Genomic DNA, 18,359 nt, shown 5'->3' on the forward strand with positions numbered 1-18,359 from the left:
GTCTCGGGATCAGGAGTGCGGGAGCTTCACCAGCGACCTGTCGCCGATGCCGACGGTGGTCGGGTTGTTGCCGATCGCCGACCAGACCTCCACCCGTACGGTGCCGTTCGACAGGTTGCCGAGGGCGCCGGTGGCGGAGTGCAGGCCGCTCTGCTGGGTGTAGCGCTCGTAGCCGGGTACCGGGTCGGTGGCGAAGTACCGGTAGGTCTCCACCCGCTCCCAGCTGCCGTTGCCGGTCAGGTCGTAGGAGACGCGTACCTGCACCCCGTTGCCGACGGCGGTGCCGGCGTCGAGGAAGAGGTCGAACGTGGTCTGGCCGCCGGCGTACGCCAGGTCCAGGCCCGTCGCGGTGAAGACCTGCGGGTTGGTGGGCGTGCCGTCGCGGTTCGCGCCGCCCGCGCCGGCCACCGTGGCGGTCGCCGGGCCGCCGGCCGCGGCCAGTCCGCCGTTCGGCAGCAGGTACCGGGTGGGGAAGTCCGCCGGCGGCGGGGTGGTGGGCGGCGGGGTCGTCGGCGGAGCCGTGGTGGGCGGGGCCGTCGTCGGCGGGGCCGTGGTGGGCGGGGTGGTCGTGGGCGGCGTCGTGCCGCTGACCCCGCCGGTCGCGGTGCCACCGCTCCAGGTGTACGCCCCGCTGGTCGCCGTCTTTCCGGCGGGCACGTCGAGCCGGGTGCCGTCGGAGAACGTGACCGTCAGCGGTGCGGCGGTGATGTTGCTCGCCACGTAGGTGCGCGCGCCGTTGCGCTGGAACACCGCCGCCAGCGGGTGGTTGGCCGTGACCGGGGTGTGCACCGTCCCGAGGGCGGCGAGGTTGCGGATCCAGTGGAAGGTGTGCGCCCGGCTCTCGCCCTCCTCCGGCGTGTACCCGGGGTTCGCGCGGAGCTTCGCCAGCGCCGCGTCCGGGTCGCCGAGCGCCAGGAACTGCCAGAGGATGTCCTGCCACACCGTCGGTTCGCCACCGTTGTTGCGCACCAGCTCCTGGTAGTTCGTCCGGTTGGACGCCGGGTACTGGCCGAGGTAGAGGTGCCCGCCGGTGACCGGGAGCATGTTGATGCCCTGGATCATCTCCGGGTCGGCGCTGAACCAGGTGGCGTACGCGCCGCCGTCACCCCAGACCATGCCGACCGTGGAGTGCCCGAACGCCGCCGGGTAGTTCTCGTTCGTCACGTCGAACCAGTACTCGTGGATCGCCGCGGCCTGCGTGGTGTGGATGAAGATGCCGGCGTCGCGTACGGCGGTGTTGCCGGTGGCCTGTCCCCACTGGATGAGGGCGTTGGCGAAGTTCATCCCCTCGGACGAGGACTCCTGGTTGTTGCCGGCGTGGAACGAGCCGTGCCCGGCCGCCCAGTCGTGCCCGGCGTAGATGTCGAAGTCGCGCAGGTACGGGAAGCGGTTGTCGCTGCGGTCGTAGTTGTTCGCGTCCCGGATCAGCAGGTCGATCATGCCGCCGTACTGGTCCTGCCGGGCCCAGGCCGGGTCGAACTTGGCCAGCGTGGCGGCGGCGGCGATGTAGTAGCCGTAGTGGAAGTGGTGGTCGTTGAGCTCCTGGTCGGAGCCGTACGACGCCGGGTAGCCGATCAGGGTTCCCCAGTTGCGGTCGTAGTGGAAGAGCTTCGCGGTCTCCCCGGGCGTCGCGGTGAGCCAGTCGGTGAGCGTGCTCCGGATGGCGTTCAGCGCGGCGGTACGGGTCTCGGCGTCGCCGACCTGGTCGGCGATCTCGGCGATGCGGGCGGCCCGGCCCAGGCCCTTGCCCGTCCAGTAGGTGTCGCCGCCGCGCTGGTCCATCGGGTTGCCCCGGACCGCCGCCAGGTGGCTGCGCAGCGTGCTCAGGTCCGCGCCGTTGCCGGTCGCGACGGCCGGCACCTCCGGCAGCACCCCGTTGAACTTCATCGAGGTGCGGAACGCGTCCACGCCGGTGAGCACCTTCATCCGGCCGCGCGCCGACGGGTAGGTGAGCGCCAGCGGGGTGGCACCGGTCAGCGACCGCCACTGGTGCGGGTAGAGGCTGACGACCGTCCGGTTGGCGGTGCCCTCGCGGGCGGTCGTGGTGAACGCGTACGTGGTGTTGACGGTGCTGGTCGCCTGGTCGTACGCGTACGAGACGCGGGTGCCGGTGACGTGGGCGTGGGCGTACCGGCCGTAGGTGGTGGCCAGTTCGGCGCGGGACGCGGCGTCGGTGCTCGGCGTGGTGGGCAGCAGGGCGACCGAGAAGTAGCCCTTCCCGGCCAGGTTGGAGGTGATCCGGCCGCCGTTGACGGACCAGGTGGCGCCGGTGGGCGCGTACGCGACGTAGTCGTGTCCCCGGACGGTGAAGCCGATGGTGGCGCCGCTGTTCGACCAGACCGTGGCGGCGCCCCCGGTGGCGTTGATCAGCGCGTCGCCGCCGCTGGCGCGGAAGTACGCGAACGGCAGGCCGTGGCCGATGGTGGCGCGCATGGTCCGGGCGCCGTCGTTCCAGTACGGGGTGACCGTCCAGTCGGTCCAGCCGTCGACCTTGACGACGGGGGCGCCGAGCGCGGCGAGGCCGACGCGGATGTCCTCGGAGTACGTGTACTTGAACTCGCCGACCCCGGTGGCGGTGCCGGTGATCGTGGGGGTGGAGGTGGCCGAGAGGCCGAGGCCGTCGCCGAAGGGCTGGTAGGAGACGGGGTGCGCGTGCAGCGGCTCGCTGTAGGAGCAGTTCGTCCGCTTCCACAGCAGCGACGACCACCAGTCGTTGGTGGGGATCGGCCCGCCGGGCGCGTCGGCGGTGGCGAACTGCCGGGGGTTGGTGGTCATGTCTCCGCAGCCGGTGGGCAGGGGGCCCACCCGGTCGGTGGTGTAGCTGCCGGCGCCGACGGTGGCGGCCTGGGCGGGGGTGGTGGTCACGACGGCGAGGCCGCCGAGGACGAGGGCGAGGGCGGAGGTGGCCGCCACGGCCCAGGTACGGCGTGTCGCAGGAGGTGTCACAGTGCCTCCGGTCGGGTGGCGCCGGTCGGGGACGGGCGCGTTCTGCGGGCGAATTGTGCGGAAAGCTACTTGAGAGAGCGCTCTCTTGAAGCGGGACGCTAGCTCAGCGCCGAGACTCCCGTCAATGTTTCCGCCCGATGAAGCGCTGATGACGACAAACGGAGTGCTCCGTCAGCCGGCGGGCGGCGCCTTCGGGCAGCCGTTGCGGCGGTGCCAGGCGGCCACCTCGGCGGCCGGTTCCTTGTTGCCCTTGCGCCGCCACGAGTTCAGGTAGGGCGCCGGCCAGACCACGCCCCGGCGGATCCACCAGCCGTCCCGCCCGGTGCACGGCGGGGAGATGCCGAAGTGCAGGTGGCAGACGTTGTTCGCGTTCCCGGTCCGGCCCACCTCGCCGAGCCGCTGCCCGGCGCGCACCCGCACCCCGGCGTCGATCCCGTCGGCGATGCGGCGCAGGTGCGAGCCGTAGTAGCGCACCCCGTCGTCGCCGAGCAGCGACACCGACAGCCCACCGTTGTGCGGCCCCCGTGGCCCGCGCCGGTCGAACCGGTCGACCCGGCTGACCTCCAGCAGCACGCCGTCGGTCACCGCCACGACCGGCTCGCCGCAGTCGGCGAAGATGTCCGTCCCCGGGTAGGCCGAGTGGGTCGGGTGGTAGGCGACGTTCGCCGCGCGTACCGGAAAGACGTGCGGCAGCCCGGCGCGACTCGGCGCGGCCGACGGGCCGGTCGGGGCGGCGGCCGTCGGGGTGCCGGCCGGAGTCGGGGTCGCGGCCGGGGCCGGCGGCTGCCCGGCCGTCGCCGGCAGGCTCGGGCGCGGTGCCCCGGGCGTCGTCCCGGGCCGGGTCGTCGCGCAGCCGGCGGCCAGGACCGGCACGAGCACCAGCAGGACCGGGTACGCCGGGCGCACGCGGCGTCCGATCGTCGGCGAGGGCATCCGGTCATCCTGGCAGAGTCGGTACGGTGGGACGAGGTCCACGGCAGAGGGGAGGGGTCGGTGACGACCGGAGGGTACGCCTTCCCGCCCGAGCCGGGCGCCGGGTTCCGGCCGGCGCCACGGGTGCCCTCGGGGCTCTTCCCGTCCGGGCCGCCGACGCAGCCCACCTACCGCGAACCGCACCCGGTCACCGGCGGCGGCGTCGCGTCCGGTGCCGCCGTGACGACCGTGTGGCTGCTCCTGTTCGGCCTGCTCGGTCGCGGCGTCTCCGGCTACGCCTGGTGGACGCTGCTGGCCGGCGGGCTGGCCTGGCTCGTCGCGCTGCTGCTGGTCCGCGCGGGTGACCGTGGGGTGGCCACCGGGGTCGCGATCGTCACCGCCGGCGGGTGGAGCATCGCCGCCGCCATCGTGGTGGCGCGGTGGGCGTCGAGCGGGGACTGGCCGCTCTGGTGAACCGGGGCCGGCCCCTCCGCGACCGGCTCCCGCCCCTCCCCGGGCCCGCTCCGGCAGGCCCGCGGCTGCGCTGCGTCGCGGGCCGGCTGCGCAGCGAATCCCGTCTTGACGTGGCCGCCGGAACTCGGCACCCTCGGCGGTATGGCCTGGACCACTCCGCGGCTCGATCCCGAGCGCAGCCGCCGTCGCCAGCAGCTCCTCGCCGAGTTGGCGGGCGCCCGGGCGGTACGCCAGCGCGTACGGCCGCAACGGGTGCGCACCGATCGCCTGCGGGAGCTGATCGCCACCCGCCGCCGGGTCGCCGGCTGACGACCGGCAGACTTTCCCCAGGATCGACCGGCCCTTCGGGGCGTTGACCGGTCGCCTGCCGACCCGACCGGCTAACGTGCACGCGTAACGGGTCGGCCTGTCGAGGCTCTTTTGGGGGAACCGTGTCGTACTTCGCTGCGGCCGTCGTGCGTGACGACAGCGGTTGGACGGCCGCCGAGGTGAACCTGCGGGGGGCCACCGACATCGAGGACGTCGCCGACCGGCTGCGCGACGTCGACCAGGACGCCGACCTGTCGCTGCTCTTCGTCGAGGCCGACGACGCGTACCTGGTGATCATGCGCCTGGACGAGGGCGAGGACCTGCGGGTCTTCGGCTCCGACTCGGCCTACGCGGAGGAGTCCCGGCTGGGCGCCCTGCTGGTCGGGGACCTGAAGACCTCGGTGACCGGGCTCGACGACACCGAGGAACCGCGCCCGTCCGGCGGCGACGAGGACACCGAGCAGCCCGCCGTCGACCCCGAGGCCGACCCGGTCGGCGAGGCCGATCTCCTGGCCGACCTGGGCGTCTCCGCGCAGAAGCTGCTCAACCTCTGCGCGCAGGAGGGCACGATGCCCGCCGACGTCACCGCCGAGGTGTGCCAGGTGCTCGGCTGCGCCGACGAGGTCGAGGAACTGCGTGAGGTCTGAGCCGGCCGGTCCGGGCCGGGCCGGGGCGGGCGGCGCCGAGCCGGCCGACGCCACCGACCCGGCGCTGGGCACCGTACGCCCCGGGCAGCCGACCCCGGGCGCGGCGGGCCGGGTCGGACCCGGCGCCCACGAGGGGCTGGCCGATCCCGACGGCGCCGGCCGCCGGCAGCGGCACGAGCTGTGGATGCGCCGCGCCCTGGAAGTGGCGGTGACCGGCCCGGACGGCGACGCCGCCGACGACATCCCGGTCGGCGCCGTGCTCTACGGGCCGGACGGCACCGAGCTGGCGATCGGACGCAACGAGCGGGAACTGACCGGCGACCCGACCGCACACGCCGAGGTGCTGGCGTTGCGTCGGGCCGCCGAGCGGCTGGGCCGCTGGCGGCTCGACGGCTGCACCCTGGTCGTCACCCTGGAGCCCTGCACGATGTGCGCGGGCGCGCTGGTGCTGGCCCGGGTGTCCACGGTGGTCTTCGGCGCCTGGGAGCCGAAGACCGGGGCGGCCGGATCGCTGTGGGACGTGCTGCGCGACCGCCGGCTCAACCACCGGCCGGAGGTGTACGGCGGCGTCCTGGAGGCGGAGAGCGCCGCCGTCCTGCGCGCCTTCTTCCGCTGACCTTCAGGCGCTGGTGGGGGCGGGCCGGAGCAGGGTCGCGGCCACCGCGCGGGCGGTGTCGGTCCACGGGGTGGGGCGCAGGGTCGCCGGGTCGAGCCGGACGATCGCCCGCGCGCCCTCCGCGTGCACCGTGCCGCCGTCCAGCGCCTGGAACCGGTACGCGTACCGGGCGCTGCTGGTGCCGAAGTGGTCGAGCCAGAAGTGCACCGCCACGGGGCCGGTCCCGGTGACCGGCGTCCGGTAGCTGATGGTGAACTCGCGTACGGCGTGGAACACGTCCGGCGCGCTGTGCCGCCCGCCCTGGAACGAGACGCCGTGCTCCGCCCAGTAGCCGGTCAGGGCCCGTTCGAGCAGCACCGCGTACCGGGCGTTGTGCAGCAGGCCGAACGCGTCGAGGTCGTCGAAGTGCACCGCGACGTGCGCGACGTGGCCGAACTCGACGGCGGGCTGGTCGACGATGGCGTGGCTCATGAGATGCCTTCCGGTAGCAGGGTCGGATCGGGGCACAGCGCCCGTAGTCGGTTCAGCAGGCCCTGGCGGGCGTGCCGGTAGGCGGTGTCGGGGTCCAGCAGGCGGGAGCGCATCGCGGCGGTGATCCCGAGCGCGTCGATCTCGTACGCCAGCTGCGCGACGTCCACGTCGGCGCCAAGCTCGCCGGCGGCGACCGCCTCGCGGACGAGCTGTTCGAGGAACGCGGTCCAGCGGCCGAAGGCCTCGGCGAGCCGGTCCCGGACGGGCCCGGGACGCGCGTTGTACTCGAAGTCGGCGCTGGCGAAGAAGCAGCCGCCGGGGAGCACCCGGGCGGCGAAGAAGTCGATCCGGGCCTGGTGCAGCGCCCAGAGCCGCCGTACGCCCCGGGGCGCGCGCAGAGCCGGCTCGATGACCCGTTCCCGCTGCTGCTCGACGGCCCGGTCGATCGTGGCGAGCTGGAGCGCCTCCTTGGAGCCCCAGTGCGCGAAGAGGCCGGACTTGCTGACGCCGAGCGCGTCGCCGAGCTGGGCGAGGGAGAGCCCGTGCAGGCCGACCTCGGTGGCGAGGACCACGGCGGCGTCCAGCGCGGCGGTGCGGGTCCGGTCGCCCCGCGCGACGCGTCCGTCGGGTGCGGGCGTCGGTCGGCCCGGCCGGTGAGCTGTCATGGGCAGAGGCTAATGAATAAGCACGACCGTTCGTATAGTTTCCGGAAGTGAGCGTGGTCACGAAACCGCCCCGCCGTCCGGGAGGACGACGGGGCGGCGGCCGGACGAAACTCAGGCGACGATCGTGTCCAGGGCGATCTCGACCATCTGGCTGAAGGTCTGCTCACGCTCCTCGGAGGTGGTCTTCTCGCCGGTCTTGATGTGGTCGCTGACCGTCAGCAGGGTCAGCGCGCGGGCCTTGAACCGCGCGGCGATCGTGTAGAGCGCCGCCGACTCCATCTCCACCGCCAGCACGCCGTAGTCGGCGAGGCTGTCGTAGAGGTCCGGGCGGTCGGTGTAGAAGGCGTCCGCCGCCAGGATCGGCCCGACCCGCATCGCGATGCCGCGCCGCTCGGCCACCTCCACCGACGTACGCAGCAGCCCGAAGTCGGCCACCGGGGCGTAGTCGATCAGCCCGTCGAAGCGCATCCGGTTCATGTTCGAGTCGGTGGACGAGCCGATGGCTGCGATCACGTCGCGCAGCCGCAGGTCCTCGGTCAGGGCCCCACAGGAGCCGACCCGGATCAGGCTCTTCACGCCGTACTCGTTGACCAGCTCGTGGGCGTAGATCGAGGCGGAGGGCATGCCCATGCCGGAGCCCTGGACGGAGACCTCGACGCCGTTCCAGCGGCCGGTGAAGCCCAGCATGCCCCGGACCGTCGAGTAGCACTGCGCGCCCTCGAGGTAGGTCTCCGCGATCCACTTGGCCCGCAGCGGGTCGCCCGGCATCAGGACCCGCTCGGCGATCTCTCCCGGCTTCGCGCCGATGTGCGTACTCATGGCAAGGATCCTGCCAGGCCGCCCCGTGGCATACCGGTTCGGCGTCCGAACCTGGGGTCATGTACCCTTCTCGGCGGTGGCGTGTCCGAGTGGCCTAAGGAGCACGCCTCGAAAGCGTGTGAGGGTTTACGCCCTCCGCGGGTTCAAATCCCGCCGCCACCGCTCGTGAACAGCGAAAACGCCCGGCAGGTCCGCAAGGATCGGCCGGGCGTTTTCGCTTGTGGTCTCGGTTGGCTCCGAAGGTCGGTGGCACTTGCCCCGTCGGGACCGCTCTCTGTACTTGATGCTGAGGTACCGGGCCCAGCAGGAAGTGATACGGCGGCACGGCAGGTCGGGTCAGGCGGCTTCCGGCGAAGAACATTGCGTGAAGCCGATGCGCCGGTGTTCGACGACCGGTCCGGTGCACGTCTGCCGGGTGATGTGCGGGACGCCGAACCTGTCCTGTCGGCTATCGATCGTGACCTGTACGGCACCGTCGGCCTCGGCAACGTAGACGGTGTGGATCGGGTCGCCCTCAATCGTCGGCCAGGTCTCGGCGAGGCGGGCGGGCCGGCGTGCCCCCACCGCGTCGAGAAAGCAGGCGATCGCCGTGTCCGGCAGGCGTTCGGACTGGCGCAGCACGTGGCTGCCGCAGTCCACCACGACTGCCGCCGTCACCGCCGCGCTCGCACCGATGGCTGGCGGGGGCGGGTTCGTCCCGCGCTCGGCTGTGGGCGAGACGGCAGCGAACACCCCGGCGACGGCCAGGACGGTGGCCGCCGCCACGCCGCCGGCCGCACGCCGCCGGCGCAGAGTCTCTCCGCGGGCACGCACCTGCGCTGGTGGCGCCAGCCTCAGGGCGGCGGTGTCGTGATCGAGGGCCGCGATGGCCTCACGGATGCGCGCTGACATCGGATTCCTTCCGTTCGTCGTCGGTGCCGAGCAGACAGGCGAGCGCCGTCCGCGCGCGGGCGAGGTAGACCTTGACTGTGCCGGCGGGCATGCGGGTGGCCTCGGCGATCTCGGCGACCGGAAGGTCACAGAGGTAGTGCAGAACCACGACCCGCCGTTGCGCTTCCGGCAGACGGTGTAGCGCCGTCATCACCGCGACCCGGTCCGGCGTCGGTCCGGCGGCCGTCAGGGGCGGGCCGAGCCTGGCCCGCGCGGCCAGCCAGCGCCGGGCGCTGCGCCATCGGTTGGCCGCCAACCGCCACGCGACGGTCCGTACCCACGCCTCAGGGTCGTCGTAGCCCGACAGCCGCGACCACCGTATCCAGGCGCGGGCGTACGCCTCCTGCACGGCGTCCTGAGCTTCGCCGAGATCCCCGCAGACGGCATACACCTGGTGCACGACGCGCGCTGAAGTCGCCGTGTAGAAGGCGTCGAAGTTGTCGGTCGTATCCATCCGCGCCGTCCCTCTCCGTGGCCGTCACAGGTACACACACCGCTGAGGGCGCGCGGGTTACAGTCGCCGACGGTTCGGTGGCGCGTACGCCTGGCCGGTTGATCGAAGCCAGTCCCTTGGCCTGCCGCTGCGTCGCAAGCTGTGGCCGTGCGCCAGGCAGGTCTTACCAGGGTGGGGGGCGGTCAGCGGCGGGTCAGTTCCTTTTCCAGGCGGGTGATGAGGGTCTTGCGGGACTTGCCGTCGCGTTCGCGGCGCAGTGCCGACTTCAGTTGGCCCTTGTCGAGGTCGCGGACGAGCTTGGCCGCCTCGGCGACCGGCAGCTCCGACAACTGCTCGGCCGACGTGGCGTTGCGGCGCGCGCGTTTGGCCGGTCCGGTGTTGGCGACGTACTGCCTGCCGGACTTCGACTCCTTCCGCTTCTTGGCGTCGGTCGCCCGCCTCTCCTTCTCGGAGAGCTCCTTCCAGGCCTGTTCGGGCAGGTAGCGACTGGTCTCGTCGCCGTGCCGCGCCCGGGTGTCGCCTTCCTTGGTCTGCCAGTGCTCGCCGCCCCAGCGCTGTAGGGACTTCTGCCGCTCGTCCTTCGGGCCGACGAAGCCCCCGCCGCGCCTCTTGTACTCCTGGGTGACCAGCTGCGACTTGCGTGCCGACCACTGTCCCGGCCGGCCGCCCTTGTCGGAGGCCTTGACCTCTTCCTTGATCTGCTCCCGGAGTTCGGGCTTCGTGTACCGCGCCATGCCGGCGGTTACCCCACCTCACGGCCCCCATGCGTCAGGCCTGCGCGGAGGGCTCAGCAGGGGCTGTGGCCCTCGTCGAAGAGGCGCTGGGCCCAGTCGGCGTACCCGGCGATGATCTTCTTCACCGCCCGCCCGTCGTGCAGGAAGAGGTACGCCCGGTCGCCCTGCCGGGCGAGCAGCCCGTCGAGCCGGTACGTCCCCTGTGGAGCGTCCAGCTCCCGGGCGGACGGGTAGCGGGTGCGGACCTCCTCGACCGGCATGCCGGCGGTGACTCCCTGCGGGGTGCGGGTCGCCTCACCGAGCCAGAGCAGCACCAGCCGGTCGTCGACGAAGATGGGGCTGGTCGTGTCGTACCCGGCCAGCGCCGGGCCGCAGGCGTCGACGTCGGAGCGCAGGATGCCCCGCCGGGTCAGCTCGTCCTCGGTGTCGCCGAACTCGATGTCGCGCAGGCCGTTGAGGTCGACCACCTCGACGGCCCCGACGGGCCGGCCGTCCAACTCGCGCAACGGCGGGTGCGCGCCACTGCCCGAAACCCAGGCAGCCGTCATCAGTGCGGCGATAAAGCCAAATTGTCGCAATTTCATGGAATCCCCCAGTCCCCAACGGGACCGGGGCGTTCAGGTTGCTGCCCGCCCGCAGATTGCCGGTTTTCCCACTCCTCGGCCAGCTCGTCCCAGTAGTCGGCGCTCAGTCGTCGGCGTCCGTGCGCCAGCCAGCCGGCGGTGCTCCGCTCGACGTGCAGGCCCAGCTCGGCGAACGGGTCGATCCACGCGCCGGGCTCCACCCCGATCCTGGTGAGCGCCGCGTTCAGCGGCCACTCGGCGCGGGGCCTGTCGAAGACGTGGTCGAACGCCGGGCCCCAGCTCACCCGGCCGCCGAGCCACACCACCGTCGACTGGTAGCCGGCGCCGCCGGCGAACTCCGCCTCCGCGTACGCCATCGGTCCCGACCGTGACCACCGCGCGAGAACCTCGGCGAGGGGAGCGGAGAGCGTCAGGTGGAAGGGCTCCTCGGGCGAGCGTGCCGCCACGGAGAAGTCGGGCAGCGCGCCGGTCAGCTCCTCGACCAGTTGCGGGGTGACCGGCAGCAGCGCGAAGTCCTGCCGCAACTCGCCGAGGACCGCGTGGTCGAGGTCGGCGGTGTGCTCGCGGAGCAGCTCGGCGTCCGCGACGACCGCGCTGAGCTGGTAAGCCATCGGAGCCCTCCGCCGTCCACAGCCTGTGGATGGAACATGTGTACGACGAATTCCTCCTCCGCCGCTTTCGCACCGTACCCAATCGCCCCCTGCCGGCACCGCCCCGTGATCTCGCGCTTCCGGTCCTCCGTCGGGGCGCGACGCGGCCTTCGGCGAGGGTCAGTCGGGCAGGGCGGAGAGGTAACGGGCCGCGACCGGGTCGTGCAGCGGACCCGTGCCGGGGGGGCGTCTGCCGTGGACGGGCTCGGGTCAGGGGCGCTCGGCCATGGTGGCGACGAACGCGCGCCACGCCGCCGGTGCGAAGACGAGCGCCGGGCCGGCCGGGTCCTTCGAGTCCCGCACCGCGACGACGCCGGGCAGGTTGTCGGCGACCTCGACGCAGTCGCCGCCGTTGCCGCTGCTGCGGCTGCTCTTGCGCCACCGCGCGCCGTTCAGCTCCATGTCTCCGCCACTTCCGTGATGAGATCGACCGACTGCCAGTGGGACAGCGCCTCGCCGCGCACGTTCTCCCACGCAGCCATCATGGCCGCGATGTCCGCGGGATCGCTAACCAGTTGGCCCTGGAGTTGGTTGTCGAGGTAGCCGGCGACCCGGTGGTCGTGGCTGCTGGCGATCACGAACGGCCCGTTCAGGCCCGCGTAGGCGCCGACCGACGACGGCACGACGTGCACCCGCACGTGCGGCTCGGCGCAGGCGGTGACGACGGCCCGGAGCTGCTCACGCATGGTGGCCCGCCCGCCGACCGGGCGGCGCAGCACCGCCTCGTCGATCACGGCCGTGAACTGCGGCGGTTCGTCCTGCCGCAGGATGCCCTGGCGGGCGAGCCGGGCGGCCAGGTGCCGCTCGACGTCGCCCCGGGGGAACAGGCCGCCGCCGGTCAGCACGGCCCGCGCGTACGCCTCGGTCTGGAGCAGGCCCGGCAACACCATCGATTGGTACGACCGCAGCGACACCGCCTCGCGCTCGATCTCCTGCCACGGACGAAACCAGATCGGGTCGCGACGTCTCGAAGTGTCCGGCCAGATGTCCGACACGTCCCTGCGGAGGGCCTCCGCCGCCGTCAACCGGTGCCTGGCATGCGGGATGCGATCCTCGGTCAGCCATCGCCCGACCGTCTTCGGATCGACGCCGACGGTCTCGGCGAGGGATTCGATCGTGTGCCCGGTGTCGCTGAGCGCCACCCGGAGCGCATCGTTCACGGGCTCCTCCCATCGGATGTCCCAAATATCTGGCGACCATAGCGCTACGGGGTGTATCTGTCTGCACACGCGCGGCAAGTTGGGGTGACGAAGACGGCGCGGCCGGTGGAGGCGAGCGAGCCCGGCGGTCGGCGTCAGTCGTGGGGCCGCCCCGGCGGGGAGGGCGGGGCGGCCCCGCTCCAGCCCTACGGCCCGCCCCTTTCCTGGAATGCCTGGGGCGAGTCCCGCTTGACTCCACCAAGGAGGTCCTGCCCGTGCCAGCCCGCCGCGCCCCCACCTCTGAGCGTCGGGGCAATCCCCGCTTCCCGGTCGATCGCCACGATCCGCCCCCGCCCGCCGCTCCCGCCCGGGGCCGGCCGACGCCCTGGCCCGCCGGTACGACCATCCGCGTCCCCGACGACGCCTACCGCTTCGGCGAGGGCCCGCTGACGCTGCGGATCACCGAGGTGCTGAGCGTCGGCCCGTTCGAGGACCGGCTCTGGGCCGAGGTACGCGGCCACCAGGTGGACTCCGACGGCACCGTCCGCCCCCGGGAGCGGTTCGCCTCGATCCGTGTCGACCGCGCCCGGGTGCTCGCCACCGACGCTCCCGGTGCTGGTGCTTCCCCCGCCGATGCGCCCGGAGGTTCGCGGGCCGGGGCACCCGGGGCTTCCCGCGCCGATGCGTCCGGGGCTTCCCGGGCTGATGCGTCCGGGGCTTCGCGGGCCGGGGCGGGCCGAGTCGGCTCGGCCGGGTCGGCGGCGCGGTGAGGCGCCGCCGGGAGCACGTTCCGACCCGGCCCACGTGGCGGTGCCGGGCGTGCGGCATCGCCTGGCCCTGCTCGGCGGCGAAGCTGCGGCTGCTCGGCGAGTACCGCCACGACCGCGCCGCGCTCACCGTCTACCTGGCGACCCTCCAGGCCGAGGCCGCCACGCAACTCGCCACGCTCGACGCCGACGTGAGCCCGGCCCGGCTCGCCGACCGCTTTCTCTCCTGGGCCCGCCCGCGCGGCTGAGCGCACAGTCAGAGCAGCAGGTTGACCAGGGCGGCAAGCCCGACCAGCACGATGATGGCGCGCAGCGCCACCGGCGGGAGCCGGCGTCCCCACCGGCCGCCGATCAGGCCGCCCGCCACAGAGCCGACCGCGATCAGCAGCGCCGGCTGCCACGCCACGTTTCCCACGACCACGAACAGGACCGCCGCGACCGCGTTGACCAGGCCGGCGAGCACGTTCTTCACCCCGTTGACCCAGCGCAGGTCGGTGGAGAGCAGCACCCCGAGCAGCCCCAGCAGCAGCACTCCCTGGGCGGCACCGAAGTAGCCGCCGTACACCCCGGTGGCGAAGACGCCGAGCAGCAGCAGCGGCCCCGCTCGCCGTACCGTCCGACCGCCCGCCGACGACGCGGCCGCGTCGTCCGCGACCGGCCGCCGGCGGTCCAACGCCCGCGCCAGTCGCGGCTGCACCACCACGAGCACCAACGCCAGGACGATCAGCACCGGCACGATGGCCCGGAAGGCACCGGGCGGCAGGAGCAGCAGCAGTACGCCGCCGGTGACCCCGCCGAGCACGGCGGCGACCCCCAGGCGGGCCAGCAGGCCGCCGTGCCCGGCCAGCTCCCGGCGATAGGCGTACGCCGCGGTGAACGACCCCGGCACCAGCCCGACGGTGTTGGACACGTTCGCCACCACGGGCGGAAAGCCGAGGGAGAGCAGGACCGGGAAGGTCACCAGCGTGCCCGAGCCCACCACCGCGTTGATGGCGCCCGCCGCGACCCCGGCGGCCAGCACCGCCAGCCCTTCGGCGACGTTCAGTGTTGCGTCCACCTGTGTCCGCGCTCTCCCCGGGCCGGTCGTCGCCCGCAGGTCGCCACCGCCCGGTTGTCGCTGTCGAATGCGGCTGTCAGCGTAGGACGGGAGTCGTGCCCTTTGATCGACGTGCGGCAGGGATCACGCCGTGACCGGTAGTTTCGTCGGCGGCGTTCACCTCCGCAGCCGGCGCGGTCGCCAGGGCCCGGCGTGGCGGCGGCGCAGCCAGCGGGGCAGGCGGTGCCGGGGCACGAACACGCCGATGTCGTCCGCCGCGTCGTCGGCGTAGCCGCGCAGTTGGCAGCCGCCGAGCGTGGTGCGATCGCGCAGCGCGCCCCGGAGCAGCGCCAGCGACTCGACGTCGACGTAGCGGTGCAGGCGCCCGAAGTGACCCAGCGACTGCAATGCGTTCGCCCTGGTCTGCGCGTCCCGCGACCGGAGCCCGCGCTTGATCCGGGGAAGGACGACGGCAGGCGGGTGGAACTCGTCCAGCACCAGCCAGAGAAGTGCCGGTCCGGCCCCGGCCTCCGTACGCTCCAGGGCCGCGTCGACCTTCTCCGGGCAGTCGCACGCGGCGTACTCCGGGGCGGTCGCCTGCTCGCTCACCCGGGATCTTCTACCTTTCTTCGGCGTTGCCGCTGTCGCGGCCGATGATCAGCGCGGCGACACAGTACAGCGCCATTCCGGCCGCCCCGCAGCCCACGATGATCTCCAGCGGTCGGTCGAACCCGGACCCCACCTGGGAGAGAAGGACGCAGGACATCGCGACCAGTTGCGTCCAGAGCAGCCAGCGCGGATTCCTGCCCAAGCGGATCGCCCCTTCCGGCGTCACCCGTCGAGAGGCGCAACCGCCACCGACCGATCGTCGACGAGGCATCGACACATGTCGGAGGAGCGTAACCAGTGGGCCGTCGTGGCGCCCGGCAGAAACGGTACGAGGGCCGCCCCCCGATGGGGTCGGCCCTCGCGTTCGTGCTGCTCAGCGAGCGGAGGATACGAGATTCGAACTCGTGAGGGTGTTAACCCAACACGCTTTCCAAGCGTGCGCCCTAGGCCTCTAGGCGAATCCTCCGCAGACGAGGATACAGGTCCCCGGCGGGTGGGCCACCCCACCACCCCCTGAAGATCGACGCGGCGTCGGGTAGGGTTGGCGGTACCTCCCGTGCGGCGGTATCTCGTGAACCTCCCCAGGGCCGGAAGGCAGCAAGGATAAGCGGGCTCTGCCGGGTGCACGGGAGGCCTTTTTGTCTCCGGGTCCCGGTAACGTCCCTGCGGGTCAGGTCACGGGGTGGTGGGTGGTCACCCGCGCCCGACCGGCGCAGAATGGCTCGGTCGAGAGGAGGCGGGACGAGTGGCACTGGCGCTCTACCGCAAGTACCGGCCGCGCACCTTCGCCGAGGTCATCGGGCAGGAGCACGTCACCGAGCCGCTGTCGCAGGCGCTGCGCAGCGGGCGGCTCAACCATGCCTACCTCTTCTCCGGCCCACGCGGCTGCGGCAAGACCTCCAGCGCCCGGATCCTGGCCCGCTCGCTCAACTGTGAGCAGGGGCCCACCCCGGAGCCGTGCGGGCAGTGCGAGTCGTGCCGCGAGCTGGCCACCGACGGCGGCTCGATCGACGTACTGGAGATCGACGCGGCCAGCCACGGCGGCGTCGACGACGCCCGCGAGCTGCGCGAGAAGGCGATCTTCGCGCCGGCCAAGAGCCGCTTCAAGATCTACGTCATCGACGAGGCGCACATGGTCTCGTCGGCCGGCTTCAACGCCCTGCTCAAGCTGGTCGAGGAGCCGCCGGAGTACGTCAAGTTCATCTTCGCGACCACCGAGCCGGAGAAGGTCCTCGGCACGATCAAGTCGCGGACCCACCACTACCCGTTCCGGCTGATCCCGCCGAAGGTGCTCCGGCCCTACCTGGAGCAGCTCTGCGAGGCCGAGGGCGTCGCCGTCGAGCCGGCGGTCTTCCCGCTGGTGGTGCGCGCCGGCGGCGGCAGCGCCCGGGACAGCCTCTCCGTGCTCGACCAGCTCATCGCCGGGGCCGGGGCGGAGGGGGTCACCTACTCCCGGGCCGCCGCCCTGCTCGGCGTCACCGACGCCGCCCTCATCGACGAGATGTGCGACGCGCTGGCCGCCGGCGACGGCGCGACGGCGTACGCGACCGTCGACCGGGTCGCCGAGGCCGGGCACGACGCGCGCCGGTTCGCCTCCGACCTGCTGGAGCGGCTGCGTGACCTGATCGTGCTCCAGCAGGTGCCCGACGCCGCCGCCAAGGGCCTGATCGACGGCCCGGCCGACCAGATCGAGCGGATGGCCGCCCAGGCCCAGCGGCTCGGTCCGGCGACGCTGTCCCGCTGCGCCGACATCGTGCACAACGGCCTGGTGGAGATGCGCGGCACCACCGCGCCCCGGCTGCTGCTGGAGCTGATCTGCGCCCGGATGCTGCTGCCCGGCGCCGACGACAGCACCGGTGGCCTGCTCCAGCGCCTCGAACGCATGGAGCGCCGGCTCACCCTCGTCGGCACCGACGCGCCGCCGGTCGCCGCCGGTCCCGCGCCGGTCGCCGCTCCTCCTCCCGTACGCCCCGACACTCCCGCCCCGACCGCGGCTGCCGCCGCGCCCGACCCGTCGCCCGCCGGCCCGCCGGCGGCTGCCGGTGCCCCGTCCGGGGCCGCGGCCGCCCGCGCCGCGGCTCTGGCCGCCACCGGTTCCCGTACGGCGCAGGCAGCCCCGGGCGCCACGGAGCCGGTGGGCGCGCCCGCCGATGCTCCCGCCCGCCGCCCGGTGCCGGCCTCGGCGGTGATGCCCGACCCGGCAACCCCCGCCCCGCCCCGCCCCGGCGCGGCTCCGGCCGGCCCCTTGGACGCCGTCGCGGTGCGCCGGGTCTGGCCGGACATCGTCGCGAAGGTCAACCGGATCAAGAAGCCGGCGGCTGCGCTGATGCGCGACGCGGTGGTCCGCGACGTGGACGGCGACACCCTGGTGCTGACCGTCAAGTCGCCGGTGCTCGCGCAGATGATGGGCAACCACACGTCGGTGCTGGCCGAGGTGCTGTACGAGGAGTTCGGCGGCCGCTGGCAGATCCGCTGCGAGGTGGCCGGCGAGCGGGGCGGCGCGTCGCCCGGTGGCTCGTCCCGTTCCGCCGCCCCGGCCCGCCCGGCGTCCCCGCCGTCGGCGGCCCCTGTTCACCAGGACCGAGCCGCTGCCGGCCCGTCCGGCAGCGGCATGCCGGGCGGCCCAGTCGGCGCGGACGGCCCAGTCGGCGCGGACAGCCCAGCCGGCACGGGCGGCCATGTCGGCTCGGGCGGTCCGGCCGGCACGAACGGTCCGAGCGGTCCAGGCGGTCCGAGCGGCTCAGCCGGTTCGAGCGGCCCAGGAGATCAGGGCGGTCCGAGCGGACGGGCGGGCACGAACGGTCCGAGCGGTCCAGGTGGTCTGAACGGTTCGGCCGGCACGGGTGGCCCCGGTGGTGCGGCCGGCGGGTCCGGTGGCGCCAGCGGTCCGCGTGCAGATGCGGGCGGCCAGGGGCAGGTGACCCGGCCCGCCTCCGGCGCTGGTGCGTCGGGGCCTGGCGGTGCTCCCGCCGCCGACGAGGCCGAGGACTGGCCCGAGCCGGCCCGCCCGGGTGGCGCGGCCGGAGGCGCGGACGACTGGCCGGAACCGGCTCGGCCGGGCGGCACGCCCACCGCCACCTCGACGGCCGGCGCGGCGACGGGCAGCGCATCGGCTTCCGCACCGACGGCTGGTGCGGTGTCGGCCGTACCGAAGCCGGCCGCCCCCTCTGCGGCTCCGCAGCAGGCCGCGCCCGCCGGCCCCCCGGTGAGCAGCGCGATCGCGGCGGCACGGGCGGCTGCGGCGGGACGTGGTCCGCGTACCGGGCAGGCTGCCCGGAAGACCGCGGACGCCGACTGGGCCGGTGAGCCGCCGTACGACCCGGACTTCGACGGCCCGCTGCGCGGCGGCACGGGACGCCCCGGCGGCGCCGCGCCGGCGGCCCCGAACTTCGAGGGCTTCGACCCGGGCGACGAGCCGCTGGACGAGGTCATCGACGAGAAGACCGCGCGCGAGTCCAGCGAGGAACAGGCGGTACGGCTGCTCCGCGAGGCGTTCGGCGCCGAAAAGATCGACGAGGTCGACGCCCGCTAGCCGACCCGCCGCTGCCGCAGCCGGGGGCACGCCTCCCCGGCCCCGTAAAAGCGAATCGCGGCAGA

The 18,359-nt window shown here is 73.6% G+C and carries 22 protein-coding genes, 2 tRNA genes and 1 other RNA gene; 9 read left to right on the forward strand and 16 right to left on the reverse strand.

Going from position 1 to position 18,359, the window contains the following annotated elements; translation table 11 throughout:
- Positions 1 to 9: 9 nt before the first annotated feature.
- Together ACTMS2_RS20425 and ACTMS2_RS20430 are read right to left on the reverse strand one after the other, a co-directional pair.
- Positions 10 to 2,946 (reverse strand): glycosyl hydrolase, encoded by a 2,937-nt coding sequence (locus ACTMS2_RS20425; RefSeq protein WP_441176842.1) that lies wholly within the window; start codon positions 2,944 to 2,946, stop codon positions 10 to 12.
- A gap of 171 nt (positions 2,947 to 3,117) precedes the next feature.
- Positions 3,118 to 3,879, reverse strand: a complete 762-nt coding sequence (locus tag ACTMS2_RS20430; RefSeq protein WP_441176843.1) for a M23 family metallopeptidase — start codon at positions 3,877 to 3,879, stop codon at positions 3,118 to 3,120.
- Between the two features lie 60 nt (positions 3,880 to 3,939).
- On the opposite strand from ACTMS2_RS20430, the gene ACTMS2_RS20435 reads away from it, so the two are divergent.
- From ACTMS2_RS20435 to ACTMS2_RS20450, 4 genes are all read left to right on the forward strand, one after another.
- Entirely contained in the window at positions 3,940 to 4,332 is a 393-nt protein-coding gene (locus ACTMS2_RS20435) for a hypothetical protein (protein ID WP_441176844.1), read from the forward strand.
- A 141-nt stretch (positions 4,333 to 4,473) separates the two neighbouring features.
- A complete protein-coding gene (locus ACTMS2_RS20440) occupies positions 4,474 to 4,641 on the forward strand; it encodes a hypothetical protein (protein WP_172896616.1) in 168 nt (55 codons plus the stop codon).
- Positions 4,642 to 4,763: 122 nt separating this feature from the next.
- A complete protein-coding gene (locus ACTMS2_RS20445; RefSeq protein WP_363625583.1) occupies positions 4,764 to 5,288 on the forward strand; it encodes a tRNA adenosine deaminase-associated protein in 525 nt (174 codons plus the stop codon).
- 136 nt (positions 5,289 to 5,424) lie between these two features.
- Positions 5,425 to 5,904, forward strand: coding sequence for a nucleoside deaminase (locus ACTMS2_RS20450; protein ID WP_441176933.1), 480 nt, complete (start codon positions 5,425 to 5,427; stop codon positions 5,902 to 5,904).
- 3 nt (positions 5,905 to 5,907) lie between these two features.
- On the opposite strand, the gene ACTMS2_RS20455 is transcribed toward ACTMS2_RS20450, so the two are convergent.
- From ACTMS2_RS20455 to deoD, 3 genes are all read right to left on the reverse strand, one after another.
- On the reverse strand, positions 5,908 to 6,375 hold the full coding sequence (locus tag ACTMS2_RS20455) for an acyl-CoA thioesterase (protein WP_357722326.1): 468 nt from the start codon (positions 6,373 to 6,375) through the stop codon (positions 5,908 to 5,910).
- Positions 6,372 to 7,040, reverse strand: coding sequence for a TetR/AcrR family transcriptional regulator (locus ACTMS2_RS20460; RefSeq protein ID WP_441176845.1), 669 nt, complete (start codon positions 7,038 to 7,040; stop codon positions 6,372 to 6,374). The genes ACTMS2_RS20455 and ACTMS2_RS20460 overlap by 4 nt, the downstream gene beginning before the upstream one ends.
- A 111-nt stretch (positions 7,041 to 7,151) precedes the next feature.
- Positions 7,152 to 7,859 (reverse strand): purine-nucleoside phosphorylase, encoded by a 708-nt coding sequence (gene deoD / locus ACTMS2_RS20465; RefSeq protein WP_089003001.1) that lies wholly within the window; start codon positions 7,857 to 7,859, stop codon positions 7,152 to 7,154.
- 75 nt (positions 7,860 to 7,934) lie between these two features.
- Here deoD and ACTMS2_RS20470 point away from each other — a divergent pair.
- A tRNA-Ser gene (locus ACTMS2_RS20470) sits at positions 7,935 to 8,021 on the forward strand.
- Between the two features lie 174 nt (positions 8,022 to 8,195).
- On the opposite strand, the gene ACTMS2_RS20475 is transcribed toward ACTMS2_RS20470, so the two are convergent.
- From ACTMS2_RS20475 to ACTMS2_RS20505, 7 genes are all read right to left on the reverse strand, one after another.
- Positions 8,196 to 8,750, reverse strand: a complete 555-nt coding sequence (locus ACTMS2_RS20475) for a DUF4362 domain-containing protein (protein WP_441176846.1) — start codon at positions 8,748 to 8,750, stop codon at positions 8,196 to 8,198.
- Positions 8,731 to 9,243 carry a SigE family RNA polymerase sigma factor gene (locus ACTMS2_RS20480; protein WP_357722348.1) on the reverse strand — a complete coding sequence of 171 codons (513 nt, stop codon included), beginning with the start codon at positions 9,241 to 9,243 and terminating at the stop codon, positions 8,731 to 8,733. Before ACTMS2_RS20480 ends, ACTMS2_RS20475 begins: the two co-directional genes overlap by 20 nt.
- 182 nt (positions 9,244 to 9,425) lie before the next feature.
- Positions 9,426 to 9,977, reverse strand: a complete 552-nt coding sequence (locus tag ACTMS2_RS20485) for a DUF5872 domain-containing protein (protein WP_441176847.1) — start codon at positions 9,975 to 9,977, stop codon at positions 9,426 to 9,428.
- 53 nt (positions 9,978 to 10,030) lie between these two features.
- Positions 10,031 to 10,525 carry a hypothetical protein gene (locus tag ACTMS2_RS20490; RefSeq protein ID WP_441176848.1) on the reverse strand — a complete coding sequence of 165 codons (495 nt, stop codon included), beginning with the start codon at positions 10,523 to 10,525 and terminating at the stop codon, positions 10,031 to 10,033.
- Positions 10,526 to 10,557: 32 nt separating this feature from the next.
- Positions 10,558 to 11,172 (reverse strand): hypothetical protein, encoded by a 615-nt coding sequence (locus ACTMS2_RS20495; protein ID WP_441176849.1) that lies wholly within the window; start codon positions 11,170 to 11,172, stop codon positions 10,558 to 10,560.
- A 249-nt stretch (positions 11,173 to 11,421) separates the two neighbouring features.
- Entirely contained in the window at positions 11,422 to 11,613 is a 192-nt protein-coding gene (locus tag ACTMS2_RS20500) for a DUF397 domain-containing protein (protein ID WP_089003008.1), read from the reverse strand.
- Entirely contained in the window at positions 11,604 to 12,371 is a 768-nt protein-coding gene (locus tag ACTMS2_RS20505) for a Scr1 family TA system antitoxin-like transcriptional regulator (RefSeq protein WP_441176850.1), read from the reverse strand. The genes ACTMS2_RS20500 and ACTMS2_RS20505 overlap by 10 nt, the downstream gene beginning before the upstream one ends.
- Before the next feature lie 254 nt (positions 12,372 to 12,625).
- On the opposite strand from ACTMS2_RS20505, the gene ACTMS2_RS20510 reads away from it, so the two are divergent.
- Positions 12,626 to 13,120 carry a hypothetical protein gene (locus tag ACTMS2_RS20510; protein WP_441176851.1) on the forward strand — a complete coding sequence of 165 codons (495 nt, stop codon included), beginning with the start codon at positions 12,626 to 12,628 and terminating at the stop codon, positions 13,118 to 13,120.
- Positions 13,117 to 13,365: a flavin reductase gene (locus ACTMS2_RS20515; protein ID WP_363625561.1), complete on the forward strand. Its 249-nt coding sequence runs from the start codon at positions 13,117 to 13,119 to the stop codon at positions 13,363 to 13,365. Before ACTMS2_RS20510 ends, ACTMS2_RS20515 begins: the two co-directional genes overlap by 4 nt.
- A gap of 8 nt (positions 13,366 to 13,373) precedes the next feature.
- Here the strand turns inward: ACTMS2_RS20515 and ACTMS2_RS20520 are convergent, their stop codons facing one another.
- The 4 genes from ACTMS2_RS20520 to ACTMS2_RS20535 all read right to left on the reverse strand — a co-directional run bounded on the left by ACTMS2_RS20520 (position 13,374) and on the right by ACTMS2_RS20535 (position 15,228).
- A complete protein-coding gene (locus ACTMS2_RS20520; RefSeq protein ID WP_441176852.1) occupies positions 13,374 to 14,174 on the reverse strand; it encodes a sulfite exporter TauE/SafE family protein in 801 nt (266 codons plus the stop codon).
- 156 nt (positions 14,175 to 14,330) lie between these two features.
- Positions 14,331 to 14,762 (reverse strand): hypothetical protein, encoded by a 432-nt coding sequence (locus ACTMS2_RS20525; RefSeq protein ID WP_441176853.1) that lies wholly within the window; start codon positions 14,760 to 14,762, stop codon positions 14,331 to 14,333.
- A gap of 10 nt (positions 14,763 to 14,772) precedes the next feature.
- The gene (locus tag ACTMS2_RS20530) at positions 14,773 to 14,964 is read right to left on the reverse strand and encodes a hypothetical protein (RefSeq protein ID WP_441176854.1); all 192 of its coding nucleotides are present in this window, start codon (positions 14,962 to 14,964) and stop codon (positions 14,773 to 14,775) included.
- A 179-nt stretch (positions 14,965 to 15,143) separates the two neighbouring features.
- Positions 15,144 to 15,228 (reverse strand) — tRNA-Ser (locus ACTMS2_RS20535).
- Between the two features lie 82 nt (positions 15,229 to 15,310).
- On the opposite strand from ACTMS2_RS20535, the gene ffs reads away from it, so the two are divergent.
- Together ffs and ACTMS2_RS20545 are read left to right on the forward strand one after the other, a co-directional pair.
- Positions 15,311 to 15,400: signal recognition particle sRNA small type (gene ffs / locus ACTMS2_RS20540), an RNA gene on the forward strand.
- A gap of 107 nt (positions 15,401 to 15,507) precedes the next feature.
- Positions 15,508 to 18,294 carry a DNA polymerase III subunit gamma and tau gene (locus ACTMS2_RS20545; RefSeq protein WP_441176855.1) on the forward strand — a complete coding sequence of 929 codons (2,787 nt, stop codon included), beginning with the start codon at positions 15,508 to 15,510 and terminating at the stop codon, positions 18,292 to 18,294.
- Positions 18,295 to 18,359: the final 65 nt, after the last annotated feature.

This window comes from Micromonospora sp. SD12 (genome assembly GCF_052068495.1).
Classification (GTDB): domain Bacteria; phylum Actinomycetota; class Actinomycetes; order Mycobacteriales; family Micromonosporaceae; genus Micromonospora; species Micromonospora echinofusca.